The sequence below is a fragment of the Pseudomonas sp. PF05 genome, assembly GCF_056521845.1.
In genome coordinates this window covers 514,682-540,049 of the sequence record NZ_JBWLPW010000002.1, presented here as the reverse complement: position 1 = coordinate 540,049, position 25,368 = coordinate 514,682, and the positions used below count along the sequence as shown (strand labels likewise).

Below are 25,368 nucleotides of genomic sequence, written 5' to 3'. Positions count from 1 at the left end.
AGGTTCTCTCCGTGAACAACATCCGTGAACAGAAGGGAGGACGCGCTCATTGCGGCGGTTGCCACGGTTCACCAGTGAGATAGGCCCGCAGCAGTGCCCGTTGGCAGGGCGACATCGAGCGCACTACGGGCATGAACAGCGTGGTGCCTTTGTAGGCGTCCGAGGTGCGGGCGAGGATGGGGTTCTTGGCGCCCATGATGGCGTCGGGCTGATTCAGCGGGATATAGCGCGACATGGCGGGGAAGGCCAGGTAGTGAAAACGCAGGACGTTAGGGTACATCAGCGGCCAGGTGATGGTGGTGCCCTGGGGAATGCCGAAGTCGGTCTGGGCGTATTTGCGAAAGTTGGTGAAGTAAGCGCTGCTGTCGAGGCCGTTGGCGGTGCAGGTCAGGGCGACGAAACCGGCCTGGGCGGCACTGCCGGGCTTGAGGGTGACCGGGAAGCTGACAGAAAGCTCGCCACTGCCGACGGTCAACGAATCAGGGAAGTCGAGGAAGTCCCAGTATTGCGGCTGGTCATAGACGGCGGGAGCCGCCGCTTGCAGGCCGATTTCGGTGGCGCTGGGGACCGCTCCGCCCAGGTACCTGACCTGCAGGGTGATCGACAGGCCGTTGGGGTAGTCCTCCAGGTAGACGTTGCGCTGGTCGGCATAGATCCGATAGGTCGACTCGGTGGCTTGCAACGTGGTGCCGGCGACCTTGCCCGGTGCTGTGATAGCCAGGGCAGAGGTCCGAACGGCCTGTAGCTGGTCGGCAGTCAGGGGCAGGTCGACGATACCGCCGTACACGTAGTAGTCGAATAGATAACGGCTGGTCGGCTCCAGGGTCGTCAGGGTGGTGGAGCCGGCGCTGATGGTCACGGTCCCGTAATCGGCGTTGGGCCCGATCGGGCTGGTGATGTCATCCCTGACGGCCCGGAAGGTTTCCTTCGGAATGACGTTCACCATGTCGATGCTCAGGTAACCGGTGTTGTCCAGGTCGGCGTAGCCGGCATTGCCCGTACTCTGGTTGACCAGTTGCCGGCCCGGCTGGCAGTTCAGCGGCTCGTCGGCGAAGGCCGGGGCCAGTGTGCCGATGACCCGGCCGATGCTCGGGTTGGGCGTGTATTTGCCGGCAGCATAGTCGGCGTCCAGTTGTTCGGTGGTCATCGTCGGGCACATTTCGAACATGACGAAACGCAGGACGATGCCCGTTGCCCCCGGTGCCTGGATGATCGAGCGCAGGCCGCTGCTGTTCTGGTTCCAACTGACAATGCTGCTCAACGGGAAGGTCAGTTGAAATGTGCCGCTGGCGTGGAAAGAGCCCGGTGCGTCCATCTTTTTCGGCAGCAACACACGTCCCGCCACGTCGAAGCTGCTGCACACGGTGTTGCTGCGGATCAGCAACTGGATGTTGTCGTTGCCACCGATTTGCAGGCCGCCGACGAAGATTTGGGTCGTCGTCGAGGCGGTAGGGTCCAGGTCCACCATCATCGGACCGGAAACGGGCCCCTGGCCGGTCACCGGGTCCACCGAGCCGAGCAGGTACACAGCCTGGCCCACCAGGTCGCCGGTGGTGGTGATGCTGCCGGGTTCGCCCTGGGAGCTGATCAAGGCGTTCTGCATGTCGACGACATGCTGCCCGTAGTGGTTCCAGCCACCGGCGGTGTAGTAGTTGCCGGTGGGGGCATTGATCATGTTGTTCAACTGGTCATCGGTGTAGGGCTCGGCGCCCGGCGCCAGGGTCGAGGTGGTCAGGTCGAAGAGCGGCCAGTCATCGTTGCCATCGTAGGGAATGGTCGGGGAGTTGTTCGGCAGGCTGACGTCCGTGCGGATGCCGCCCCAGAAGTTCAGCCGTGGTCCGTTCAGGATGCTCATGAGTTATTCCTCGTCCTTGATGGTTTTGCCGACAGGTGCATTGGCGAATTTGAACAGGTAGGAGTAATCGGATTTATAGGGACTCTTGACCGGTGTCGCCATGGAGTGGCAGTTCATGCAACTGCTGTTGGGCTGGATATAGCTTTCCATGGTCACGTTGGCCGAAAGGGCCGGTGTCGGTTGGCCCAGCGGGTTGCTGGGGTTGTCCGGCATCAGCGGGCGCTGGGTGGTGATGAGTTGGTAGTACTTCAACACGCTGCGTTGCAGGTCCGGGTCGCTGCGGTAACGGGCGTTGACCTCGTTGGTGATCTCGGCGATCGGGGTGAACCGGTTCAACGGGTTCGGGGTCTGGAAGGTGGTGCCAGGTTTGGGCACGCAGACCAGGTGCGCGCCCTGGGTCTGCCAGTCACAGGGCGACTGGTTGAGCGTGGCTGCCGGGGCGTTGGCGTTGAAGTAGGAATAGGCCGTGCCGGATGCCGGCTGGTCGACCCATACACCGTTCACCAGTGCTTTGGGCGCAACGTTGTCGATCTGCTCGAAGGTCGACCAGATCCACTGCGGATAGCCGTTCACCTTGGTGATGATGTGCAACCCCACCAGGCCCAGGTAGGCCTCGGTGACACCGTTGCGCTGGCCTTGGTCGTCGAACGTGGCCACGCGCGCGAGCATGGTCAGGTAGCGGCTGGCGTTGTCATTCGTGGTGAGGATGCGCCAGCTCGATTTGACCTCGATGACCCCATAGGGGAAGTGGATGTTGTCGGCTTTGGAAACCACATCGGCGTTATAGAACTGGTTGGCGACGATGTAGTTGTAGGAGGTCTCGTTGGCCGAGATGTCGTAGTAGGTCGGGTTGCCGGCCTGGTCGATCAGCCAGCCGCCGACGGCCTGGTCGACGGCATTTACCTGGGAGCTGTTCTTCAGCGCGGCGATGTTGATGATGCCCAGGCTCTTGGCCAGCTGCGGGGTGTTCCAGGGGCCTGGGTCGGCCCCCCGTGGCAGGAAAATTTCTTCCACGGTCTTGTAGGTCTGCCAGACGGTGTAGCCAGGGTCCCCTGGTTGTTTGCTGCAATCGGGATCGCCGCGCTGCCCCGACTGGGCGGGCCAGTTCACGGCGATGAACAACTGCCAGCTGTATTGATCGAACAGGTCCTGGCTGGCGGTGGCCGCCGGCGCCGTGCTGGGAGGTTGGCAATTGAGGTTCGAGGCCTGCGTCCGTGGCATGGATTGCTCCTGGGATTGCTCCAGGGCCAGGGCCGGAAGATTGGCCAGACCCAGTAGTACCAGGATGAAACGGAGTGAAGTGTTCATGGCGATCCTTCGTCATTGGTCAGGGTTTGCGCTGCATGAGCTTGTTCCACTGCGCCTTTTGGCCGTTGCTCTGTGAAGCCGGTGGCTCGAACAACTGGCAGGGCGGTGGATTCGCCGGGCACATCGCGGCCACCTGCGCCCAGGTCTGGGCGGGGTCCGGTTTGGCGATGCGGAAGTTGGTGTAGTTCTGGCTGACGATCGGGGCATTGGCGACGCTGGTGTCACCAGAGAAAAAGAACGATTGGGGCTGCCGGTAAGGCGGTTGTCCCGACATCTTTTTGTAGAAGGCATAGCCAAACAGGATCGGACCCTGCGGCGATTGAAGGTCCAGCGCGTAGGCCTGCACGCTACCGTTGAGGTTTTGGCTGCGCTCGGCGCTGTAGGGCAGGTGCTGGATGAAGTCTTGCCGCGGCGGATGATTCATGGGCGAGAACATGCAGCAGGCAGGCATGTCCTTGGGGCGATCCTGCGGGTAGGTCAAGAAGTACGCCTTGTTGCCCAGGGACACGAAGGAGCAGGTGTAGTTGTTGTTCTTGATCGGGAAGATCGGCAGGCAGTACTTCTCATAGTGCTCCATCATTGCACCGAAACCGTCGCCATCGGCCGGGATATAGGCCGTGTCGTAGTAGCTGGTTCCTCGAGAGACGGTGTAGTCCGCCGGGGTCAGGGTGGAGGGGGGATTGCTGTAGGGCGGCGGGTTTTTTTCGTAGTTGTGCATCACCCGGTACATGGTCCAATCGCTGATCCAGAACGCCGGAAAAAACGGATCGGAAGGGTCGCCCGCGGCGCGCTTGGCGATGCAGTTGCCATTCTGTTCGTTGCAGCCCTCGGTGTTGTGCACCCCCATGGTGAAGTACACCGCGCCGCTGTCCTGTTGGGCAAAAAGCCCCGGACTGAACAACAGGATCAGTAACAACAGTCGGCTCAAAATGCAGGCTTTCATATCGACACTCCTGTGCAGTGCCGGGCGGCGGGCTCGCCACCCGGTGATCCTGGGTGAAATCGTCAAAGGCCGTTGTAGTCACTCATGCTGAGTTTCTTGGGCGGATAGTTGAGCTTCACCAGGCGCTTGGCCCACAGCTCCAGGACGGCGCGGCGGCTTTGGGACATGTCCCGGGTGATGGGCATCGCAAGGGTGCTATGGTCCTGGTAATCCTTGCTGATCAGCAAAATCAATTGGTCGATGGCGCCCTCCACGCGCGTCCGGGAATTGAGTGGCATGAACTTGTTCATGATGGGGTACAGGTAATAGAAGGTCTGCAGGATCTTGGGATAAATGAACTTGTCCCACAGCAGCTCTGGAGCGTTTGTTTTTTCGCAGATGGCGTTCCAGGTGTCGATGAAGTCCTGCTGCAACTGCATGTCCACGGGCAGCACCCGTATCGGTGCGAGGAAGTCGACGTAGGCCTGGGTGATCGGGAAGCTGAACGGAATGGCCGGTTTTTTGCCGTTCTCCTGCACGAAGAAGCGCAAGGTAGGGAAGCCTGGTGCCACTGCCCGGCAGCTTATCTGGGCGATGCCTTGGGCGTTGGTGGTGATGACGGCGTAGGAGTAGCTGACGCTGCTGGCCTTCTTGTCCTGCAGTGTGCCGGTGTCATTGAAGCCCTTGTCGAAGACCAGGCAGGGGCGCAGGTTGATGGCAATCGGCGTACCGGACGCTTTGAGGAAGTCTTGATACCCGACCGGGTTGCCCGCGGGTTCGGGCACGTCCTGCAGGTCGGTCAGCCGGCGACCGCTGCCGGTGCTGCGATAGAGGGCTACCGTAGGCGCGTCGATGAACTGCGGCAGATTGGCCGTGTTATTGATACGGTCCGACGGGTTGTCGTAGAACAGCGTGAAATCGGCCGCATTACTGAAAGCCAGGTAGTAATTGCTGCTGGTCACCATGTAGGGATTGCCGTACTCCGCGACATACAACGTGGTGTTGGCGGCCGGCTGACCATTTTTCTGCACCATGATGCTCAGCGTCTTGCGGTCACCGACATCAATGAAACTGCCGCTCTCGATGACTTCGGCGGTCCACAGTTGCTGGCCGGCGGCCATCTTCGGAGGGACCGGGGCCGGGTTGCGCTGTTGCAGCAGCAGAGGACCGGACTGCAGCAGTGCCTTGGCTTCGGCGTTGAGCGTGAGATCGAGGATGCCGGAGCGTTGCTCGAAAGCCGATTGCTGGTATTGGTCGAAGCCGAAACCGATCGCCGGCGTGAACCGTCCCCTCTGGCGCACGCCCAACAGGTAGTCTCCGGCGTTGAATTTCTCAGGGACGAGGATGTCGTCTGTGGCGTTCACGGGATAACACGGGAATGTGTTGCTCAGGTCCAGCGACAGGGTATTACCGGTGATCTGCGCCGAGATCACCCCCAATGGGACACTTTTTCCATCGTAGCCCGGTTGAACGACCGAGACTGGCTGGGTGGGTACCAGGCGCACCCCGGCGGGAGCGGTGGGGTATTCGTTGGCGAACCACAGACCCAGCACCGCCGAGGTGCGGCTGTAGGCGGGGTTGAAGAAAATTTGGTTGACGTTGTTCAAACCTGCCCTGTAGAGGTCACGCACTTTCGCCATGATGTCCGGGTTGTTGGAACGGGTGTCGGGGCGTTGTGTGTAATCGTTGAACACACCGTTCTTGTCGTAGCAGGTCAGGTAGGTTGAAAAACGGAACATCAGGCCCTGGGCCCCTTGCTGCGTTATCTGCTGCTTGAGGTTGGCCAACAGACGCGAGTCGCCAATCGCCCATTCCAGGTTCTCCTTGGGAAAGCAGGTCTGCCAGGTGGTGCTGACGTTCACCAGGCTACCCAGGGCCCCCCAACTGAAGTTCAGGAAACGATCCATCATCCGATACTTGCGGTTGAGGGTCAGGCCGCAGGACGTATCCCCCAGCACCAGTTTGTCGAAATACAATGCTGTGAACGTGTTCTGCCATGGACTGATATCCACGAAGCGCGCCGCGGTCGGGGCGGAGCTGCCCAGAGGGCTGCCGAGTAATTGGTATTGCGCGCCGATCAGCGAATCCTTATCGATGTAGGTATTGGCCTGCAGCTCGCCGCCGATGACGGTCGAGGTGGTTTTCCCGTAGTTCACCAGACCGCAACCGTTGTCACCGAACAGATCCCATTCGGCGGGCATGTACGGGTCATGCTTGGGATTGATATTGCCTGGCACCTGCTGCACATAGGTCGGCATGTCAGCCATGTGCTGCGTCGAGAGGATCCATGGCATCAGCCTGTCGGGGGCATTGTGGGAGTCGATGCCGAAGTGCTTCACGAACGGCCAGTTGATGTCCATCTTCACCGCGTCATACAACGGGTACACGTCGTTGTTATTGGCCGTCGGCGGGTTCCAGAACATCTCGCCGTTGAGATAGATGCGGGGAAAATTCAATACGCTCATGTCGTGCTCTCCTTAGCGTTTCCACTGGGCATGTTTCAGCGACCAGACAAAATCCAGTTTTTTGTAGCCGACGAAGGCCTTTTCCGGCGGCGGCGTAGTGGGGTAGGTGAGACCGCCTGAGGTCGGGATGGCGAAACTGAAGTAACCGTTGTTCTTCGAGTAGGCGGCGGTGCTGTGGCAGGCCAGGCAGGACGATGTGTCCTGGAATGCCGACTCCAACTGCGAGTTCGCCAGGACCTGGGTAATGGGCCGGAATTCCACGCCGATCAACTGGTACTTCGACAGGCTCGGGTTATTGGCCTGGAACTGGGCGTTGACCGGTATGGCGTCCGCTGTCGGCCCGGTGCTGTTTGTCATCGGCTTGGGCGGATAGTCCTTGGTCACGGTGTACTTGGGGTTGTTGAGGTTTTCGAAGGTGGTCCAGGCCCAGTTGGGGGTCAGTTTGTTGACCACGTGCAAACCGCTCAACGCCGCATAGCCGACCTTGTACCCGGTGCCCACGGCGTAGTAGGCCTGGGCCACGTAGTAGCCATCTTTTTCCAGCTGCTGCTTGTAGTTCGGGTCCGTGCCGATCCATAGCCAGGCGGCTTTCAACTCCCAGGCCGTGGCCGGAAAGTTCAGGTCGCTGGTCAGGGCCTCTTGACCATCCACGTTGTAGACATTGGTTTTTACGATGTAGTCGTAGGTGTCCTGGCCCATCAGCAGTTGAAAGCGCACGACGTGACCTTGTTGTGTGGTAGGCACGGCGGCGCCGCCCATGGCCAGGCTCAGGCCGTCGACCTGCTGTACCGCGTTGAGGTTATGCAGGAGACGGTTCGGGTCCAGCCCCAGGGCTTTGGCTTGCCGGAGCACCTCGCCCGGTAGCCTCATGCGACTGTCATACGAACCGGGGTTGGCGCCATTGGCCAGATAGACCTGATCGGAAGGCTTGAACAGCTCCCACTGACGGTTGTAACCCTTGGCGTCGGACTGGTTCAAACAGACGAACCAGTTCCAGGCCATGGTCTCCGGGCTTTTGTTGAACGCGGTCCGGGTCTGCTCTGTGTTGTATCCGAATTGCAGGAAATTACCGCAATCGAAGTTGTTGGTGTCCTGGGCCTGGGCCAAACCGGCCAAGGCACTCAGGACAGTGATGGAAATGGTTCGCCGCATGGAAGCTCCTTGGCATTCGCCGTATCGGCATGAGGGTGCCCCCGGAAGTGTTCCAGGAGCAATTGCTTCACTGCCGTCGCCTCAAGGTGCTGCGGCAACGACAGATCACAATTGGTGATGAGCAGCGGGCCGGTCTCCTTGCTCTTGGGCAGCCGTCCGTGGCTGCCGCGGACCAGGCGGGTGTCCAGCGGAATCAGATCCATGTAGTAGCGAAAGCCGAGCTTTTTCTGAAGCAGGCGGCGCGCCACTTTCAATGTCGGGAAGCGAATGGCCGGGTCGATGAACAGCTCGAGCGGGTCGTAGCCTGGCTTGCGATGGATGTCCACGGTGCGGGCAAAGTCGGGAGCCTTGCCCTCGTCGAACCAGTAGTAGTAATCGAACCAGTAACCGGCGGCGGCGACGGCCACCAGCTCGCCGCTGCGGGGATGATCCAGTTGCCAGGCCTGTTGTTCGGTTTTATCCAGTACCTGTTCGATGCCGGCCTGGCGTTGCAACAGCGCCTTGACGCGGGGGATGTCGCGCGCCTGCTTCACGTAGATGTGCGCGACCTGATGATCGGCCACGGCAAACGCCGCACTGGCGCCGGGATCGAGCAATTCCCAGGTCAGCGATTGGCGTACCTGCAACAAGCCCTCGGCACGTAACAACCGGTTGATGGACACGGATTGGGTGACGGCTTCGATCCCGTATTCGGACAGCAGCATCACTGCCGCGCCTTGCGCTTGGGCAAAGTCCAGCAGCCGCCCGACTTCGCTGTCGATGGCGCGTACCTCGTCGGCAATCGACGGGTGATCGGGTCCCAGGCGTTGCAGGCTGTAGTCGAGGTGCGGCAGGTAGATCAACTGCAGGTCGGGGCGGTTGAGCTGGAATTCGGCGATGGCGCAATCGACGATCCAGCGACTCGAGGCGATGCCGGCCGCCGGGCCCCAGAAGCTCGGAAAGGGAAACTCGCCGATCTGCTGTTCGATACGCTCATGCAACGAGGCCGGCTCCGAATACAGGCCGAACATCTTGCGGCCATCGGCCGGGTAGTGGGGCCGTGGGGTAATGGCGGCGTCCACGTCGGCATACATGTTGTACCACCAGAACAACTGGCTGCAGCGAAACCCTGGGTACTGGCGCTTGAGTGTCTGCCAGACCTTTTCCCCCTGGATCAGGGCGTTGGGTTGCAGCCAGAAACGCACTTCGGCCTGGTCGCGAAAATACCAGCCGTTGCCGACGATGCCGTGTTCCGACGGTGGCTGTCCCGTGAGGATCGAGGCCTGCACGGTCGAGGTGACCGCCGGGAACACCGGTTGCAGCGTGGCCATCCTGGCCGTTTTCAACAGGGCATTGATGCAGGGCGTCGCGGCACCCAGCAACGCCGGGGTCAGGCCGACCACGTTGATCAGCAGCAGTGGTTGACGCACAGGATCAGAGCGCATGGGCATGGGCCTCCAGCGCTTGGGGTTGCAGCAAGCGGCGCTGCTGCAACTGGTCCTCGACCCAATGCAACTCCGCCGCGATGCCCTGGAGTTGGGCGTGCTCGGTCGTGGGCCGTAGCTGGCTGGGCAGGACGCCCCAGCTGTAGGTTTCCACTTCCAGTACGGGGCGCCAATCCTCATGGTCGGCCAGAAAGTCAAAGGTCTGCGCCAGGGCGACCTGGCTGCCACTGAGTTCGGGCAACAGCAACTGCTCGCTGAACAGCGGAATGTGGAAGTGAATCCTCAGTTCGGGATGAGAGACGCGGTTCTGCTCACAATCGTCCAGGGCCGCGGGAAGGTCCGCCCAGGCCGATAATCGCTCCTGCCCATCGCGGGCCTTCACCTGATGCAGGTAGGTGGGCTCGGCAAAACCGCTCAATGTCTTGAGCACCTGTTCGCGTCGATGCTCGTCCTCAGGCAGCCGACAAATCAGTGCATTGGATAACTGGATCTTGCCGATGGGTACCTGGGCGCGACGCAAACGGTCCAGTGCTTGATAGCAGTCTTCGAACATCACGGCCTGGTGGCAGACGTCAAAGCACAGCGCCAGGTGTTCATGGTGCGGGTCCGTGGCTTGCCAGTGGCGAAAGAAGGCGATGGCCTGGTCGGTGTTTTCCAGCACGCAATCGGGCTCCATCTCCAGGCAGACCACGATCTTCTTGCCCGTCTCTAGCTGCATCCGGGCCAGCGCGGCGGTGAGCACGCGCAGTTGCTGCTCGGCACGTTGCTGTAGCGTCGGGCTCCAGTGGGCGGCATAGCCCAGCGGCAGGCTGGAGATCACCCCCTGGGCACAGTCCGCTGGCAGGGCCTGGGCGAGAAACCGGGCCAGGTCCAGGCTGTACGCCAGCCGCTGCGGATCGGCCCAACTGGGCAGGTAGACGTCGGCTTTTACCGCGCCCTGGTGAAATTGGCCGTAGGGAAACCCATTGAGCGAGGTCAGGCGTAGCCCGCTGCGTTGCAGCAGGTCGAGGAAATCCGCACGGGTCGGTGCTTGTTGAAGTTCGGCGGCGGCGAGGGCGCTGATCCACAATCCACTGTCCTGCGTGTCGAGCCCGCGCAGTGTGCGTACGGCCTGGAAATGCCGTTCGATGGATGCGCGCAGTCCGCCCAGGTCATGGGTCGGGTGCACGTTGCTGCAATAGCCGATCTGCGTGGCCGTCCAACCCGTGCGGGCACTCATTTGATCACCGGTTCCTGGCCCCGCAGGGCGGAGTTGTCCTGCCATTGCCGCCGCTGATCGATGGGCAGGGGCGTGCTGACCAGGGCTTTGTCCAACTGGCCGCTCTGGGCAAAAAAGTCCACCGGGTTGTGGAACAGCACTTGTTCGACCTGGGCTTCACTGAACCCTGCGGCCAACATTGCCTGGCCGGTCTTGGGCACCTTGAGCGGGTCGCTGATGCCCCAGTCGGCGGCGCTGTTGACCACCATTTTTTCCGTGCCGTACTGCTGCAGCAGCGCAACCATGCGTTGTTCCGACATCTTGGTGTTGGGGTAGATGGAATGGCCGCGCCAGCAGTCGCTGTCCAGCACCAGGGGCAGGGTCAGTTCGTTGAGGTGGTCGATGATCACCAGATGCTCGGCGATCCCGACCTCGCGAATGACGGCGAGCGTGCGTTTGGTGCCACCTATCTTGTCGCGGTGCGGGGTGTGCACCAGTACCGGCAGATTGAATTGCTTGGCCAGCTCCAATTGGGCAGCGAGAAAACGATCCTCCTCCGGGGTGATGTCGTCGTAACCGATTTCACCCACCGCCACCACGCCGTCTTTCACCAGGTAGCGCGGCAGAATCTCCAGCACCTCATTGGCCACCGACAGGTCATTGGCCTCCTTGGGGTTCAGGCCGATGGTGCAGAAATGATGGATGCCAAACATGCTGGCGCGAAAACGCTCCCAGCCCAGCAAGGTGTCGAAGTAGTCGATGAAGCTGCCGACGCTGGTCCTGGCCTGGCCCTGCCAGAAGGCCGGCTCGATCACCCCGGTGATGCCGGCGGCCGCCATGTTCTGGTAGTCGTCAGTGGTGCGGCTGACCATGTGGATATGCGGGTCGAAGTACTTGGGCATGGTGAATCCTCGTCAGAAAAGCAGGGGACGGTTGGGCATCAGTTCGGCGAAACGCCGCCCAGGGGCTCGCGCCATTGCGCCGGCAAGCGTTGTTGCTGGCCCAGGCCGGCCAGGCGCTGACGTTGCGCCGGGCTCAACAAGTCGAAGGCAATCACGTGAGGCAGTCCGGCGGACACCGTTCGTTCGGCGGCGAGTTGTTCGTCCAGCAGGTCGAGGGCCAACTGGTTGAGGGTGACGCTTTGTCGTTGTGTCAGGCCGATCAGGCGTCGTACATCGAGGCCCATGCCCAGCGCTTTCAACACCAGCTGGTTGAAGGCCTGTTCGTTGTAGTGACGCGACGGATAGGCGGTGTCCAGGGCGAGGGCGGCGAACACCTGGCTGTTGCTGGTGCGCCCGGCCTGGCGTGCAAGCTCCACGCACGCCCCGCGGCTATCGAGCCAGTCGAGGGCCTTCAAGGTGGCGACTTTTTCCTGGTCGTCGCCCCACAGGAACAACTGGTGCAGCAGCGGGACCTGCTCGGTAGGGGGCTGCAGCTCCAGCACCTGGGCCAGCAGCAACGCCCGCGCCAGCTGGACGTTGCTCCAGCCGTCGGTGCCGGGCTGTGCACGCTCCTTGAGGTGGCGCTTGCACTGACTGCTCAAGCACGCCGCGGTGTTGGCTTCCGGGCGCCGGGCAAGTTGCTCCTGTGCCTGGCGCCACCATTGCCGCTCGGTTTCTTCGAACTGACGAATGAAGTTTTGCCGTTGTTCGTTCAGGCAGTCGTGGCGCATGTCGAGAGCCGCCGAGGCCGGTGCAGTAACGTCCGTGTTCATGTGGGTTTGATCCAGCGCTGGAAGTGAGGAAGCAGGAAAAACACCAGGACACACAACAGGCTGCCCAAGGGCTGGTTAGCCACGGCCAGCACCAAGGCATCGAACAGCGGCAGGGCTGCCAGGCCGGCGCCGATGAAGGCGCGGACCTGCCGTTGCCGAGGGGTGGCCAGGTTGCGCCAGTAATGCCAGCCCAACCAGCCAAGCCATAACAGCAGCACCGGCCAAAACCAGGCGCTGCCTGCGTAGATCGCCAAGGCCAGCGGGCTCAGCATCAGCAGCAGGGGGAGGCGGCTGATCAGTTGGTTGCGGTGTTCCTGGCGAGCCAGGTAGGTCAGGCCGCTGATGTAGACGCCCAGCAAAATGGCGCAGAGCCAGATCGGTTCGGGTGGCACCGCCAGACTGGCCGCTGCGGTGAGGTAAAGCGCCGAGCGGCAGGCACCCATCAGCCAGACGCTGTGGGCGTATTTCTTGTGCAGCAGGTTGTAACCGAGGATGCAGCCCACCAACAGGGTGGCGCTGCCCAGCAGCCAGTGCGGCTGCTCGATCAGCCGGCTCAGGCCCAGCAGCGAGGCCGCGGCCAGCACCAGCAACAACGCAGTGGCCAGCCGCACGTGCTGGCGGCTGACCAGGCCCAGGGTAATGGGGCGAGGATTATGGTGTTGTTGGTCCCAGTCGGCGTCCAACAGGTCGTTCAACAGCATGCCGGCCAGGTACAGCAGCGACAGCGCCGCCAGCAGCAGGATCCACACCAGGGACGACGGCGGAGCCAGGGCCCCGGCGCTGCTGGCGAGCAGGGCGGCGGCCAAGGTGTTGGTCCACACCGTGGGCAGGTTGGACACGCGGCCGAGCGTCAGCCAGGCCTTGAGGTTCGGTGCCGTCTGGTTCATTGCGCACAGCTCTGGTTCAGGGTGAGCGCAAGATCGACCTGGGAGGACAGCCGCTGCAACGCCTGCTCCATTCGCGCGGTATCGATTTCATGCAAGTCCACCGACTCGCCGATCCGGCTGAGCATGGGGATGGAAAGTTGCCCGCCCAAATGCTGGCGGAACTCCTCCAGCCCCAGCAAAACCTGCGAGCGTCCCCGTGCATCTTTCAAGGTCAGCTCCGGCGGATTCAGGCAGAAGCCGAGCTTGAGCAGCAGGTTCAGCAGCCGCTCGGTGTCGCTGTCGCTCAACAGCCCCAAGGCATTGGCATAGAGTCCATCCAGGGCCATGCCCACCGCGACGGCTTCACCATGGCGCAGTCGGTGGTGACTGAGGTTTTCCAGTTTATGGGCGGCCCAGTGTCCGTAGTCCAATGGCCGCCCGTTACCGCGTTCGAAGGGGTCGCCGGCACCGGTGATGTGGGCCAGGTGCAATTCGGCGCAGCGGCGGATCGCGTAGCGACTGGCCCCATGATCGAAGCGGGCGAGGGCGTCGGCCTGTTGCTCCATCCACTGGAAAAACGCCTGGTCCTTGATCAGCGCCACTTTGACCGCCTCGGCCAGCCCGGCGATCTGGTCGCGCCGGGTCAGGCTGGTCAGCAATTGAAAGTCGTTGATGACCGCGGTGGCGGGATAAAAGGCGCCCAGCAAGTTCTTCTGGCCGAAGGCGTTGATGCCGTTTTTCACACCGATACCGGCGTCGTTCTGGGCGAGCACGGTGCTTGGGATGCGAATCAGGCGAATGCCGCGGTGGAAGGTGGCACAGGCGTAGCCCACCGCGTCCAGCACCGCGCCGCCACCGAGGGCCAGCACATGGCAGTGCCGGTCCAAGCCATGTTTCAGCATGTCGGTGTACAGCCGCTGCAACACCTGTGATTCCTTGCTCGACTCGCCGGCCGGGACCGCGATCGGCGGCGCCTGCAGATGCAGGTCTGGGAAATGGCTGGCGAAGTAGGCGTTGATCTGTTCCTGCAGGTGCGGAGCGCTGCGAAGCAGTTGTTCATCGGCGAAAATCAACACCGTGACGGGGCTCCTGTGGCCGGCCATGAGTTGGCGGTGCAGGCAGGGATTGAGCAGATCGAACACATGATCGGTGAACACCACCGGGTAGTCGTAGCTGACCTTGAAGCGCCCGTGCAACGGTTGTTCCGCGTCGTGCCGGCGAAGGCTCTTGAACAGGCTGTACCCGGCGATGAACAGCCCGGGCAATACCATGCTGGCGAGCAGCGTCACCAACAGTGCGTTCTGCTCGACGAGAAAGGTGCCAATGGCGCTGTAGGCCAATGCGAGGCCGGCGTTGGCCAGGGTGGTGACCAGGATGAACGCGCGCAGTGGGTAGCGTTGCATACCGGCGGCGACGACCGAGGTTTCCGCCAATACCGGGACCCCGCGCAGGCAGATCAACGACAGTGTGCCCAATCGGTAGGCCAGTTGCCCCGGCTGGCGTTGATGCAGGCCGAGGCGGCCGGACAACAGACGCAAGTAGCCGGCCCCCAGTGCATAGCCCAGCCCGGCGCCCAGGCACAGACCCACGAAAATCACCAGGTAACCCCCTACGCTGCCGAGCATGGCCACAGCCAGCAGCGCGACCATGCTCGACGGCACGGGCAGCACCACGTCCAGCGCCAGCAGGGCGATCAGCAGCAACGCCAGGTTGAGTTTCTGCGCGGGCGTCGAGGGCAGGTACAGGTTGAGATGGGTCAGGAAGTCCTGGATCTGTTGTTCGAACAGCAAGAAGCTGGCGATCACCAGGGCTGAAAAGCAAACCAATGACAGCCAGAAATGTCCGGCTGCGCCTTTTTGCGAGAGCGAACGATACCCCCGGCCATGCTTCATCAAGCATCCCTCTTGTTGTTATTGACTGATTCCGTGTCAGTAATTGAAAGCAACGCCAAGTGTGTGTTTTAGGCCAATAGATGCTCTCGCCCGAAGGGCTCTCAGGTGTGGTTGATGATGTGGTTGGCAACAGATTTGAATCTAGACGGCCCGAGTGTTTTTGCAAGGCCATCTGATGGCAATTTGATCTGGGGTGCCACTTCGCGTCTCAGGTGACCTGTATCGGCGGCTTGTCCCCGCTCGTTCAGGGCCTCGAATACCCGCGCAGCTGCGCCGGGCTGACGCCAAGGCGTTGCTTGAACAGCGTGGTCATGTGCGCCTGGGAGTTGAAGCCGCAGCTGTGCGCAATGTCGGTCAGTCGGGCGGCTGAGTCACGCATCAGCGCCCGTGCCTTGGCCAGGCGTCGGTCGATCAGGTAGCTGTGTGGGCTTTTGCCGGTGGCATCCTTGAATGCCCGCATGAAATACCCTTCGGACAAGCCAAGCAGCCCGGCCATTTCCTTGACCCCCAGCGGACCGTCGAGACCGGCGTCGATGAACTCGTCGAGCAGGCGCATTCGCCCGCCCGTGATGGAGCCGTGGGGGTGTACCGAAAATGTCTTGGGGGCCTTCAGCCGTTCAGCCAGTCCGAGCGTCCAGGCCTCCCAGTCATCCTCTGCGGTGGGCCGCAGCAGTGCGCTGCGCATTCTCAGCGCGAGGGTGATGGCCTGCGGGTCAATGCGGTTGTTGAACGCATGCTCTCCCGGCAATGCCATACCGTCGGTGCGCACGACCCGCAGGTATTCACCGCCCCTGGGGGATTCGGAGAACACGTCGCATTCGGCGGGGACGAATGCCAGGCCGTTGGGGATCGCCTCGAAGGGCTGCATGCGGTCGCTACCGATGGCGTGCACGCCGCGCTGGCTGTCGAAGGCAAAGCCGATCGCCGACTGGGTGGCGACATAGCGGGTGGCGTAGGCGCAGCCGGGCAGCAATTCGATCGCCCAGGGCCCTGCCTCGATGCGACGGACCGGTTCGGACTGGGGCGGCTGTTGGCGGTTTCGAGGGTTCATGAACAGCATAGTAGTGAAGAGAGGGCCTGAAAGTCAGGTCAGTTTTCTGAAAGCCTGGCGGTGGTGCCCTGATTAGACTGGGCAAAACCCGGAGGCCCATCATGCACACACTGACCCGCGACGACATCGAGCAAGCTGCCCATCACCTCTACCAAGTCATGCCCGCCACCGCCCAGTATGCCTGGCCCTTGCTGGTTGAACGGCTGGGTTGCACGGTGTGGGTCAAGCACGAGAATCACACCCCGACGGGGGCCTTCAAGGTGCGCGGCGGCCTGACCTTCGTGCATTGGCTCAAGCGTGAGCACCCAGAGGCAAAAGGCATCGTCACGGCGACTCGCGGCAACCATGGCCAGAGCCTGGCGCTGGCGGCCAGCGCATTGGGTTTGAAAGCGTTGATCGTCGTGCCGCACGGTAACTCGGTAGAGAAGAACAACGCCATGCGTGGCTTTGGTGGCGAGGTGGTCGAGTATGGCCGCGATTTCGATGAGGCCCGTGAAGAGGCTGCACGCCTGGCCCAGGTGCATGGCCTGTACCTGGTGCCGCCGTTCCATCCCGAGTTGGTCAAGGGCGTGGCGACCTACGGGCTTGAGCTGTTCAACGCGGTGCCGGACCTGGACACCGTCTATGTGCCGATAGGCTGTGGCTCGGGGATCTGCGCGGTCATCGCCGCCCGCGATGCCTTGGGCTTGAAGACCCAGGTGGTGGGCGTGGTGTCCACCGAGGCCGTGGCAGCGAAGTTGTCGTTTGAAACGGGCACCCTCTGCGAGACCGATTCGGCCAATACCTTTGCCGACGGTCTGGCCGTGCGCAGACCCATTCCCGAGGCCTTTGCCATCTACGGGGCCGCGGCGGCGCGAATCGTAGCGGTCAGCGACGCTGAAATTGCCGGAGCCATGCGGGCGTATTACACCGACACCCACAACCTCGCCGAGGGTGCCGGCGCCGCCGCCTTGGCAGCGCTCATGCAGGAGCGTGAAACGATGCGGGGCAAACGGGTAGCGGTGATTCTGTCCGGTGGGAATATCGACCAGCCGGTGTATGCGAATCTGATTGGCTGATGCCGATAAAGCACGGCGGACTTCCTGTTCAAGGCCAAGGCGCTGCCGGCGCCGCTGGCCACTTCCGGGATTATCGATACGTCCTTCAGTCAGGCCTTGAGCGAATAAACCGAGCCATTCTGGGTCAGGGCACCAGTACGGCTTTTGCGCTGCTGCCCTGGGCGATCAGCGCGTACTGGGCCTTGCCGTCCACCAGGGGGATTTCAAGGATATCCGTGGGAGCGTCGATGACGCCTGCCTCGAAGTGTTGGCCAAACTCTTCAAGCATCCGGGCGCAATCGGTGTTGTCGTAAAGCAGCGAATTCACGCCGATCAAGATGCCGCCTTTGCGATAGAGCGCCAGGGCGGGGAAGTGCACCATCCCATCGGGCGGGGCTGCAATGAACGCAATGCGACCGAAGTTGGCCAATGCCGATACGGCCTCTTGCAGCCAGAAGCCAGTGGTGTCGAAGATGACCTGCGCTCCACCCGGAAACACCGCGTTGACCTGCTCTGCCAGGCTGCCGGGCGCACTGGTCACGATGACGTCGTAGCCTTTGGCTTGCAGCTCGGCGACCCGCTCCGGTCGCCGTACCGCCGCAAGCACGCGTGCACCGCGGGCCTTCGCCAGGGCCAGCGCTGCGCTGCCTACCGCGCCATTGGCGCCAATCACTAAAAACGTCGTGTCGCGCTGCACGTGGGATCGTTCAACGGCATCGTAGGCGGTGGTAAAAGGCACGCCGATAGCCGCTGCTTGGACGAAGGACAAACGCTCAGGCTTCAGGGCCACGCCACTTGCCGGAACCGTGAGGTATTGCGCATGGGAGCCGTCACGCAGGAAGCCTGGGCCCTTGCCGGTTCCCCAGACCGCTTTGCCGAGCAGATGTGCCGGGCCTTGCTCAACCACCCCGGCGAAATCACGGCCGGGCACGCGGGGCAAGGTGGTGTAGGGAAAGCGGCCCTCGACATTTTTAACATCGCTGGGGTTGAGCCCGGCCGCCTTGACCCGGATCAGGACCTCGTCGGGGCCCGGGACGGGTGTCGGCAAGTCAACGAGGCAGAGGTGGTCCAAGCTGCCGGTGGCGGAAAACTGTAGGGCTTTCAAGCTGCAATACTCCTCGACGAAATGTGCATCGAGGATAGCGTTCGGGCCGATAGCGAACCCGCCAGAGAGTTTCGTCTATCGGACAAAACCCCTTGATGCCATCGCGTTTTTATACGCCGACGGTGCAACGCCCAGGGAGCGGCGGAACATCTCGCTGAAACTGCTCAGCGTATAGCCTAACCGCGTCGCTATCGTCCCCACCGAGTCGCCTTCCAGGAGTGCGGCGACGGCGTGGGCCAGTTGCACTTGGCGTCGCCATTCGGTGAACGTCAGGCCAAGCTCGGCATGGAACAACCGGGCCAGAGTGCGGGTGCTGGCCCCCACCGACTCGGCGTGCTGCTCAAAGGACATGGCCAGTCCGGGGACCTCGAGCACCGTCTCGCACAAGTTGCGCAAGCGTCGATCCCCGCCGGCAGGCATGGGCACCTTGAGCACCGCCGAGCGCAGTTGGCGAAGTTCCAGCACCAGCAGGTTATCCAAGGCATCACGCAACGCAGGATCAGGGCGATTACCCAGCGCCACTCGACGGATGATCAGCTCGCGCAGCAGCTTGCTGACCTCGAGCACTTGCAGCTCAAGCCCCACGCTCATGGCCAGTTCGACGCGCAAATAGAGATTGCGCATCTCCAAGGGCGAAACCACGCGGATCCCGTGTGTGACCCGCGGCGGCAGCCACACCGCGCGCTGCGGCGGGACCAGCAGCGCAGCACCGGGTGTATCGACCCACATGAGGCCACTTTGGGCATAGAGAAGCTGGCCCCATTCATGATGATGAGGCGCGATCAACGTCCCGGGTGGGTAGGTGCGGGAAAGCGGTTGAACAAGATGCGTCGTGTCCGTCAGATCGGGAGGTGAAGCAAGGGCCATGACCGGAACTCAGAACGATAACGGTGCTTTTTAGCACAAGTGCGCGGGGGGGAGGGGCCTGGCGTGACTGTGCCGCCGCTATCGCGAGCAGGCTCGCTCCCACAGGGATTGGCGCTGGGCATCAATTGTGTGAACACCCGAAGCAGAACTGTGGGAGCGGTGGGTATCTGATCTGCTGACACCCGAACCAAAACTGTGGGAGCCTGCTCGCGATAGCGGTGGGTCAGATCGCACTGAGAGTGGATGCCGCTTCCGCAGCCATGGCCGCCCGGACGCTGGGGCGTGCGGCGATTCGCGCCATGAACGCCGCCAGTGCCGGCCAGTCGCTGATCTGGATATTGAACAACGGCAGCCAGTTCAAGACGGTGAACAAGTAGCCGTCGGCCAGGCCAAAGGTGCCCATCAGGTAATCCTGTTGTTCAAGGGCCTGGCTGAGGTAATCCAGGCGCCTGAACAGTTTTGCCCTGAAGATGGCCTTGGTCGGCTCTGCAATATCGGCGTTGAACAGCGGCGCACATCCGCTGTGGATCTCGGATGTGATGAAGTTCAACCACTCCTGCAGGCGGACCCGCTCCCAGGTGCCGTTGGCCGGCGCAAGTGCATTTGCAGGAACCAGATCGGCCAGGTACTGGACGATGGCGGCACCCTCGGTCAGGACATCACCATTATCCAGCACCAAGGCTGCCACGTAGCCCTTGGGGTTGATGGTCAGGAAGTCGAGCCCATCGGCGGTTCGCTTGGTCTTGTTGTCGACCCGAATCAATTCAAAGGGCAGGCCCAATTCCCGCAGCACGATGTGCGGGGACAATGAGCAGGTCATGGGGGCGAAGTACAGTTTCATGGTTTCCTCAAGCTTGGGGGACGTGCCGCCAGAATCCACGAGGGCTGGAGCATTTTCAAAGGACATCTTCGGTGCTAGCGTATGACAAAATCTCATGAGTAAGTCAGACCTCCATGGCCACCCGAATACCCTCCCTCAATGGCCTGAAAGCATTCGAATCAGCCGCCAGGCACATGAGCTTTACCAAGGCCGCAGAAGAGCTGAACGTCACACAAACCGCCATCAGCCATCAAATCCGCCGGCTCGAAGAGGAACTGGGCGTGCGCTTGTTCCTGCGGCTCAAGGATGGCCTGGCGCTGACAAATGAAGGCCATGACTATTTTCCTGGCGTTCGTGCGGCATTCCATGAGTTGCGCTATTGCACGCAGACGTTGCTGGAGAGCCGCAATAACAGCGTCTTGACGATCAGTACCCTGGTTTCATTTGCCTCCAAATGGTTGTTGCCGCGACTGGCGTCTTTCCAGCAGGCGTATCCCAACATTGATGTGCGCGTTACGGCATCCACCGAACGGGTGGACTTTCGTAAAGGCGGCGTCGACGCTGCCATTCGTTACGGTTCCGGCGACTGGAAGGGGTTGCGGGCTGACTGGCTGATGGCCGACGAAATCTTTCCGGTGTGCAGCCCCAGGCTGCTGCAAGGTCCGACAGCCTTGGAGAATCCGCACGATCTGGCCCAACACACTTTGTTGCAGGTCAGCGGGGTGACCCACGATGACTGGAGTGCCTGGTTGAGTGCCGCCGGCCAACCGAAAAAACTGGCCGAAGGCAGCCGGTTGACATTCGACCTTGCCATGATGGCTGTTCAGGCTGCGGTTGACGGCCTGGGGGTCTGCATCGGGCGTTCAACTTATGTCGAGGACGACCTGAAGGCCGGGCGATTGGTTGCCCCCTTCGATCTGCGATTGAAATCTGAACTCGGCTTCTATTTCGTGAGCCCGCATGAAACAGCCGACACCCCAAAAGTGCAGGCCTTTAGAACCTGGTTGATGGATTCGGCGGGGTTTGGCGCCGAAACATGATTACACCGTGCCGTTCAGCCGTCAGTCAGCGAGCCGATATAAGAACGAGGTCCGCTTGCTTTCAGGGTTCATCGAGGGTACGTCATGTTTAATACAACACTAAAAAATGAACTGACGGCTAGGACGGCCGAATTGGCAACATACAAGGGACTCGTCGGCTCCCTGGAGCGCTCGATGGCTGTTATCGAGTTCAGTCCCGATGGCAAGGTCCTGCGGGCGAACGAGAATTTTCTCGCCACGATGGGCTACCGTGCGGATCAATTGGCCAGCCTGTCCCATCGGGACTTCTGCACTCCAGCGCTGGTGGGCAGCGCCGAATACCGTGAATTCTGGAACCAGTTGCGCGCCGGTCAATTTGTTTCCGGCACGTTTCAGCGCCGCAGCGCGCAAGGCCAGAACGTGTGGCTGGAAGCCAGCTATAACCCGGTAGTGGATGAGCAAGGCCGCGTCGTGAAGGTGGTCAAGTACGCACTCGATGTCACCGCCAAGGTCGCCAGCGAGGCAGAAACACGTGCCCGGCTGGCGGCACTTGACCGGGCCATGGCAGTGATCGAGTTCGACCTGGGCGGCAACATCCTGACCGCCAACGAAAACTTCATGAATGTCATGAATTACACGTTGGCGGAGATCAAGGGCAAGCATCACCGGATGTTCTGCGAACCGAGCCTGGTCGGCAGCTCCGAATACAGTGATTTCTGGCGCCGTCTCAACGCCGGCGAGTTTTTCAGCGGCCAATTCAAGCGCCTCGGCAAAAACGGCAAAGTCGTCTGGCTGGAAGCCAGCTACAACCCGGTCTTCGACGCCGAAGGCAAGTTGTGCAAGGTTGTGAAGTTCGCCAGTGACATCAGCGAGCGGGTGGAGAAATTCGAAGAGGATTCGCGCGGCGCTTCCCGTGCGTACCATATCTCCGCCGAGACCGAACGCGTGGCTGAACAGGGCGCTCAGGTGATCCACCAGACCGCCAAGGAGATGCGCGAGATCGCCGACAACATTGGCTCTTCCGCGCGTCTGGTTGGGCAGCTGGGCGCGCGTTCGGAAGAGATCACGGCCATCGTCAACACCATTCGCGGCATTGCCGACCAGACCAACCTGCTGGCCCTCAACGCGGCCATTGAAGCCGCGCGGGCCGGGGACCAGGGGAGGGGCTTCGCGGTGGTGGCCGACGAGGTCCGGCAACTGGCCGGGCGCACCAGTCGCTCCACCTCGGAGATTGCCGAAATGATCGGCATGATCCTCTCAGAAACCCGCGACGCCGTCGCCAGCATGAACGTGACTCATGAAGGCGCATTGCGCGGTGTAACCCTGGCAGACCAGGCCGGCTCGGTCATCGTGCAAATCAGGAACGGAACCACGGATGCGCTCGAGGCGGTGAGCATGTTTGCGTCCAAGCTCGACGAGTCCGAGGTGATTCCCAAGACGGCTATCGGCTGGGTGGGTTGAGGTGAGCTGGGTCCTCGCCCTTGCGATCCATGCGCTTGACCAATTCAAGCAATACCGCTCGCAGCTCTGGCGGTCGCACGGGTTTGGCCAGCACCGAGATATTCAGGCTTTGCAGCGATTGGCGTATCCGCGCGATCTCATGCCCGGTGATGACCAGCGCCGGGACTTGCCAGCCGCGCTGCTCGCGTAGCGCGGCAATGCATTCGGCGCCCGAGACTTTCGTACCCAGGTCGAAATCGGCGATGACGATGTCGCAATCGCTGATCAGCCCTTCGCCGTCGCTGTGGGCCTCAACCTCGCATCCCCATTTTTCCAGCAGCGCCGAGGTCGCCATCAGCACGTTGGCGTCGTCTTCGACCAGGCATACCCGCAACCCGTCCAGGCGATTCTGGACGGGCACCACCTTGGGCATCATGAGGCGTGGTGCCGCCGGCTCCAGGCCGCTGATCGCCACCCGGGTGCCTTGTCCGACCTTGGAACGGATGTGTATATCGACGTCGAGCATCTGGCTGATGCGCTTGACGATGGACAGGCCGAGGCCGAGACCCTCGACATCCTTGTCGCGCGCATGGCGAACGCGGTAGAACTCCTTGAACACTTCGGGCAAATGTTCGGCGGCGATGCCGCGCCCCTTGTCGTAGATCACCACGGCCAGGCGCTGGCCCTGGCGCCGCACGCCGATCAGCACAGGTTGGCCGGGTGCGTATTTGAGGGCGTTGGACAGCAGGTTCTGGACCATCGTGGTCAGCAAGCCGGGATTGACGTTGACCCAATAAGGACATGCGCGCAGACGCAGCTCGACGCCGGCCCAACGGGCCGCCTCGGTGTTCTGCTTGACGACGTCCTGCAGCAATTGGCCCAGGTGTACGGTGTCGGCCTTCGGCATCAGTTGACCGTGATCGAGGGTGTAGATATCGAGGATCGAGCGGAATAGCTGCGACACGGTGTGCAGCGAACGGTCGATGTTGTCCACCAGCCGCAATTCTTCCAGCCCCAGCCTGGCGTCACGCAGGCAGGCGGTGAACAGACCGATGGAGTGGATTGGCTGGCGCAGGTCATGACTGGCCTGGGCGAGGAATCGCGATTTCTCCTGATTGGCCGAAATGGCTTCTTCGGAGGCAATGCGTGTGCGCGTGAGCAAAATGTGCGCATAGGCGGGCACCACGATGGTGGTGACGATCAACATCAGGAACATGTAGGGCTGCGTACGCCAGAACGGGGTCAGCCAGAAAACCAGTACCAGGGACGACAGCGCGATAACGGTCGCCAGCGCCAGGTAGCGCGAGCCGAAGCGCATGCCATTGCCCAGCGTGACCCAGAGCAATGCAGCGTAGACCGGTAGCGTGCCTTCTCCACCCACGATCATGGCAAATGCGATGCCGGCATAGTCATGCAGCATCGTGAAAAGGCGCCGCCAGAAGAAGTGTCCTGGCCAGCGCTTGATGATCATGCGCAGGAACACCGAGACGAAGATGAACGTGCTGATGTAGATAATGATGGGCACGTAGCGCGCGGCGTTCTCTGGATAGAGTCCGGCCAGGATGACGATATACACCAGCGCACAGGCGCTGACGGTCAGGCGTAATGTGGCCTGCTCGAGTTCACTGTTCTTTTCCACTGGTTTTGGCACCGCATGACCTCTGATGCCTCCAAGCGTAGCGGCTAGCCTCGGTGAAGGTTGGGAACAGGCTCGATGCTGTCCCCAACGGACGATGCCATTGCGTCAGTAGACCCTGTAGTACTTCACGACGTCATCGACGAAATAGATGGTCAATACCGAACCTTGCGTCTGGCTTTGGCCCGTTTTCGTGCCGGTCACGCTGCTGACGTCATTGGCCACGGTTTGCGCCTTGGACAGTTGTGCCGCGGTTTCGTACATCTTCAGGCTCGTTTCGGTCGATACGTACTTATGGGCCAGTTTCATGTACTTATCCAGGCCCTCATCAGTCTTTTCATAAGTCCAGTTCGACTCGTTGCTGGAGCTCGTCGAATTGAGTTCTTCATTCGTCGGCGCGCCGAACATTTGAGTGATCTGGCCTTTTGTCGTCTTGCCTGGAATGATCGTTTGCTTGAGGTAAGAGACGTCGTATTTTTTGGTGCCCTGATTCAAGGTGCTCATCAAGTTACCCAAGTCGCCGGTGTTTGCACAACCGTTCAGTACCCCCGCCAGCACGCACAGCGCTAATCCATTTCTAAGCGTTTTTCCATATTTGAAGGACATGATGACTTCCCTTGAGTTAGTGTCAGGACCATTCCATTTCAACCGTGCAGACGGTGAAGTTGACCCAGCATTGCGCCGCCTATCGATTATTAAATTCATAGGCTTCGCATGTCATAACGTTTCAATAGGCACAGTGATACTGCACGGCGCACGGCATGTTGGCTTTCTTTATGTTTGGCTGTTTGAACAGCCTTTTTATGGAGCGTCCACAGCTTAGGGGGAGAGTGCTGGGCGAAGCTATAGTACAAGTGTGCTATGGCTTCGCAAGCGGGCAGGGAGGGTAATACTCAATTAATATTCGTGGCTGTTGTGCATTTAACTGTCTTGTTTTCCCGGCCATCCACCATTGCCTGGGAAGTTGGAAAACTGCGCCGCAGCCGCGGCGCGAGTGGGCACACCCAGGGATTTGAGCAGGCTTGAGACATGGATGCGCACCGTGAACGGGGAAATGCCCAGGTCCCTGGCTATCTCCTTGTTGGTCTTGCCGGCGGCGATCAAGCCAAGCACTTGCCGTTGGCGCGCGGTCAGTTGGGAAAGTGCATCGTCCAGGATCGCGTTTTCGGCTTGATACTTCACCACCACTTCGCCTTCGCGTATTGCCATGATGGCCTCGGCAATACCGGCGGGGTCGATATTCTTGCCGATGAAGCCGTCGGCACCCAGCGCCATCACCTGGGAAATAACATCGACATCATCCATCATTGAAACCACGATGATCGAGGTGCGTTTGAACTCACTGCGCAACTGGCCGATCACTTGCAGCGATTTGATCCCGGGAAAGCGCAAGTCGAGTATCAGCGAGTCCACTTCCATCCCTGAACGTGCCAGCGCCAATACTTCATCCAGGTTGCCAGCTTGTTCTATGGTGGCCTTCGGCAGAAGCCGTTCGATGGTTCTCAACATACCTTCACGAAACAAGGGATGGTCATCTGCCACAATAACTCTGCACGTCATGCTTCAGATCCTTCTGATCTTCCAGTTCACGAATCGT

General features: G+C 61.1%; 21 protein-coding genes and 2 pseudogenes. 5 read left to right on the top strand and 18 right to left on the bottom strand.

The genetic code is table 11. The features are described 5' to 3' along the window. Positions 1–46 precede the first annotated feature (46 nt). The 12 genes from AC09SL_RS07475 to AC09SL_RS07420 form a co-directional block, all read right to left on the bottom strand. Positions 47–1,855, bottom strand: a complete 1,809-nt coding sequence (locus tag AC09SL_RS07475; protein ID WP_058545416.1) for a hypothetical protein — start codon at positions 1,853–1,855, stop codon at positions 47–49. 3 nt (positions 1,856–1,858) lie between these two features. Continuing rightward, positions 1,859–3,163 (bottom strand): hypothetical protein, encoded by a 1,305-nt coding sequence (locus tag AC09SL_RS07470; protein WP_058545415.1) that lies wholly within the window; start codon positions 3,161–3,163, stop codon positions 1,859–1,861. 19 nt (positions 3,164–3,182) lie between these two features. Then, a complete protein-coding gene (locus AC09SL_RS07465; protein ID WP_058545414.1) occupies positions 3,183–4,106 on the bottom strand; it encodes a hypothetical protein in 924 nt (307 codons plus the stop codon). 62 nt (positions 4,107–4,168) lie between these two features. Further along, positions 4,169–6,550 (bottom strand): hypothetical protein, encoded by a 2,382-nt coding sequence (locus tag AC09SL_RS07460; RefSeq protein ID WP_058545413.1) that lies wholly within the window; start codon positions 6,548–6,550, stop codon positions 4,169–4,171. 12 nt (positions 6,551–6,562) lie between these two features. Continuing rightward, a complete protein-coding gene (locus AC09SL_RS07455; RefSeq protein ID WP_058545412.1) occupies positions 6,563–7,702 on the bottom strand; it encodes a hypothetical protein in 1,140 nt (379 codons plus the stop codon). Next, entirely contained in the window at positions 7,672–9,126 is a 1,455-nt protein-coding gene (locus AC09SL_RS07450) for an alkaline phosphatase family protein (RefSeq protein ID WP_058545411.1), read from the bottom strand. Before AC09SL_RS07450 ends, AC09SL_RS07455 begins: the two co-directional genes overlap by 31 nt. Further along, complete coding sequence (gene eboE, locus AC09SL_RS07445) at positions 9,116–10,345, bottom strand: metabolite traffic protein EboE (RefSeq protein ID WP_058545410.1); 1,230 nt, start codon at positions 10,343–10,345, stop codon at positions 9,116–9,118. The genes AC09SL_RS07450 and eboE overlap by 11 nt, the downstream gene beginning before the upstream one ends. Then, on the bottom strand, positions 10,342–11,226 hold the full coding sequence (locus AC09SL_RS07440; RefSeq protein ID WP_058545409.1) for a TatD family hydrolase: 885 nt from the start codon (positions 11,224–11,226) through the stop codon (positions 10,342–10,344). The genes eboE and AC09SL_RS07440 overlap by 4 nt, the downstream gene beginning before the upstream one ends. A 38-nt stretch (positions 11,227–11,264) precedes the next feature. Continuing rightward, positions 11,265–12,038 (bottom strand): EboA domain-containing protein, encoded by a 774-nt coding sequence (locus tag AC09SL_RS07435; RefSeq protein ID WP_058545408.1) that lies wholly within the window; start codon positions 12,036–12,038, stop codon positions 11,265–11,267. Further along, complete coding sequence (locus tag AC09SL_RS07430; RefSeq protein WP_058545407.1) at positions 12,035–12,925, bottom strand: UbiA family prenyltransferase; 891 nt, start codon at positions 12,923–12,925, stop codon at positions 12,035–12,037. The genes AC09SL_RS07435 and AC09SL_RS07430 overlap by 4 nt, the downstream gene beginning before the upstream one ends. After that, a complete protein-coding gene (locus AC09SL_RS07425; protein ID WP_058545406.1) occupies positions 12,922–14,796 on the bottom strand; it encodes a 3-dehydroquinate synthase in 1,875 nt (624 codons plus the stop codon). Before AC09SL_RS07425 ends, AC09SL_RS07430 begins: the two co-directional genes overlap by 4 nt. 244 nt (positions 14,797–15,040) lie before the next feature. Next, positions 15,041–15,856 carry a helix-turn-helix transcriptional regulator gene (locus AC09SL_RS07420; protein WP_058545405.1) on the bottom strand — a complete coding sequence of 272 codons (816 nt, stop codon included), beginning with the start codon at positions 15,854–15,856 and terminating at the stop codon, positions 15,041–15,043. Between the two features lie 92 nt (positions 15,857–15,948). Here AC09SL_RS07420 and AC09SL_RS07415 point away from each other — a divergent pair, with 92 nt between their 5' ends. Together AC09SL_RS07415 and AC09SL_RS07410 are read left to right on the top strand one after the other, a co-directional pair. Continuing rightward, a complete protein-coding gene (locus AC09SL_RS07415) occupies positions 15,949–16,905 on the top strand; it encodes a threonine dehydratase (RefSeq protein WP_058545404.1) in 957 nt (318 codons plus the stop codon). A 9-nt stretch (positions 16,906–16,914) separates the two neighbouring features. Further along, positions 16,915–17,013, top strand: a pseudogene (locus tag AC09SL_RS07410) (ABC transporter substrate-binding protein); the annotation flags it as partial. A gap of 16 nt (positions 17,014–17,029) precedes the next feature. Here AC09SL_RS07410 and AC09SL_RS07405 read toward each other — a convergent pair. The 3 genes from AC09SL_RS07405 to gstA form a co-directional block, all read right to left on the bottom strand. Next, entirely contained in the window at positions 17,030–17,989 is a 960-nt protein-coding gene (locus AC09SL_RS07405; RefSeq protein WP_058545403.1) for a quinone oxidoreductase family protein, read from the bottom strand. 75 nt (positions 17,990–18,064) lie between these two features. Next, complete coding sequence (locus AC09SL_RS07400; RefSeq protein ID WP_058545402.1) at positions 18,065–18,856, bottom strand: AraC family transcriptional regulator; 792 nt, start codon at positions 18,854–18,856, stop codon at positions 18,065–18,067. A gap of 223 nt (positions 18,857–19,079) precedes the next feature. After that, positions 19,080–19,697 (bottom strand): glutathione transferase GstA, encoded by a 618-nt coding sequence (gene gstA / locus AC09SL_RS07395; RefSeq protein WP_058545401.1) that lies wholly within the window; start codon positions 19,695–19,697, stop codon positions 19,080–19,082. Positions 19,698–19,810: 113 nt separating this feature from the next. On the opposite strand from gstA, the gene AC09SL_RS07390 reads away from it, so the two are divergent. The 3 genes and pseudogenes from AC09SL_RS07390 to AC09SL_RS07380 all read left to right on the top strand — a co-directional run bounded on the left by AC09SL_RS07390 (position 19,811) and on the right by AC09SL_RS07380 (position 22,156). Further along, the gene (locus tag AC09SL_RS07390; RefSeq protein ID WP_058545400.1) at positions 19,811–20,716 is read left to right on the top strand and encodes a transcriptional regulator GcvA; all 906 of its coding nucleotides are present in this window, start codon (positions 19,811–19,813) and stop codon (positions 20,714–20,716) included. An 84-nt stretch (positions 20,717–20,800) separates the two neighbouring features. After that, a pseudogene (locus AC09SL_RS07385) lies at positions 20,801–21,568 on the top strand (PAS domain-containing protein); the annotation flags it as partial. Beyond that, the gene (locus AC09SL_RS07380; protein ID WP_371914646.1) at positions 21,542–22,156 is read left to right on the top strand and encodes a methyl-accepting chemotaxis protein; all 615 of its coding nucleotides are present in this window, start codon (positions 21,542–21,544) and stop codon (positions 22,154–22,156) included. The pseudogene AC09SL_RS07385 and the gene AC09SL_RS07380, both read left to right, overlap by 27 nt. Here the strand turns inward: AC09SL_RS07380 and AC09SL_RS07375 are convergent. The 3 genes from AC09SL_RS07375 to AC09SL_RS07365 all read right to left on the bottom strand — a co-directional run bounded on the left by AC09SL_RS07375 (position 22,137) and on the right by AC09SL_RS07365 (position 25,331). Further along, on the bottom strand, positions 22,137–23,774 hold the full coding sequence (locus tag AC09SL_RS07375; RefSeq protein ID WP_058545398.1) for an ATP-binding response regulator: 1,638 nt from the start codon (positions 23,772–23,774) through the stop codon (positions 22,137–22,139). The genes AC09SL_RS07380 and AC09SL_RS07375 overlap by 20 nt on opposite strands. A gap of 105 nt (positions 23,775–23,879) precedes the next feature. After that, complete coding sequence (locus AC09SL_RS07370) at positions 23,880–24,377, bottom strand: hypothetical protein (RefSeq protein WP_081264405.1); 498 nt, start codon at positions 24,375–24,377, stop codon at positions 23,880–23,882. Between the two features lie 315 nt (positions 24,378–24,692). Beyond that, positions 24,693–25,331, bottom strand: coding sequence for a response regulator (locus AC09SL_RS07365; protein WP_058545397.1), 639 nt, complete (start codon positions 25,329–25,331; stop codon positions 24,693–24,695). Between the last annotated feature and the right edge of the window lie 37 nt (positions 25,332–25,368).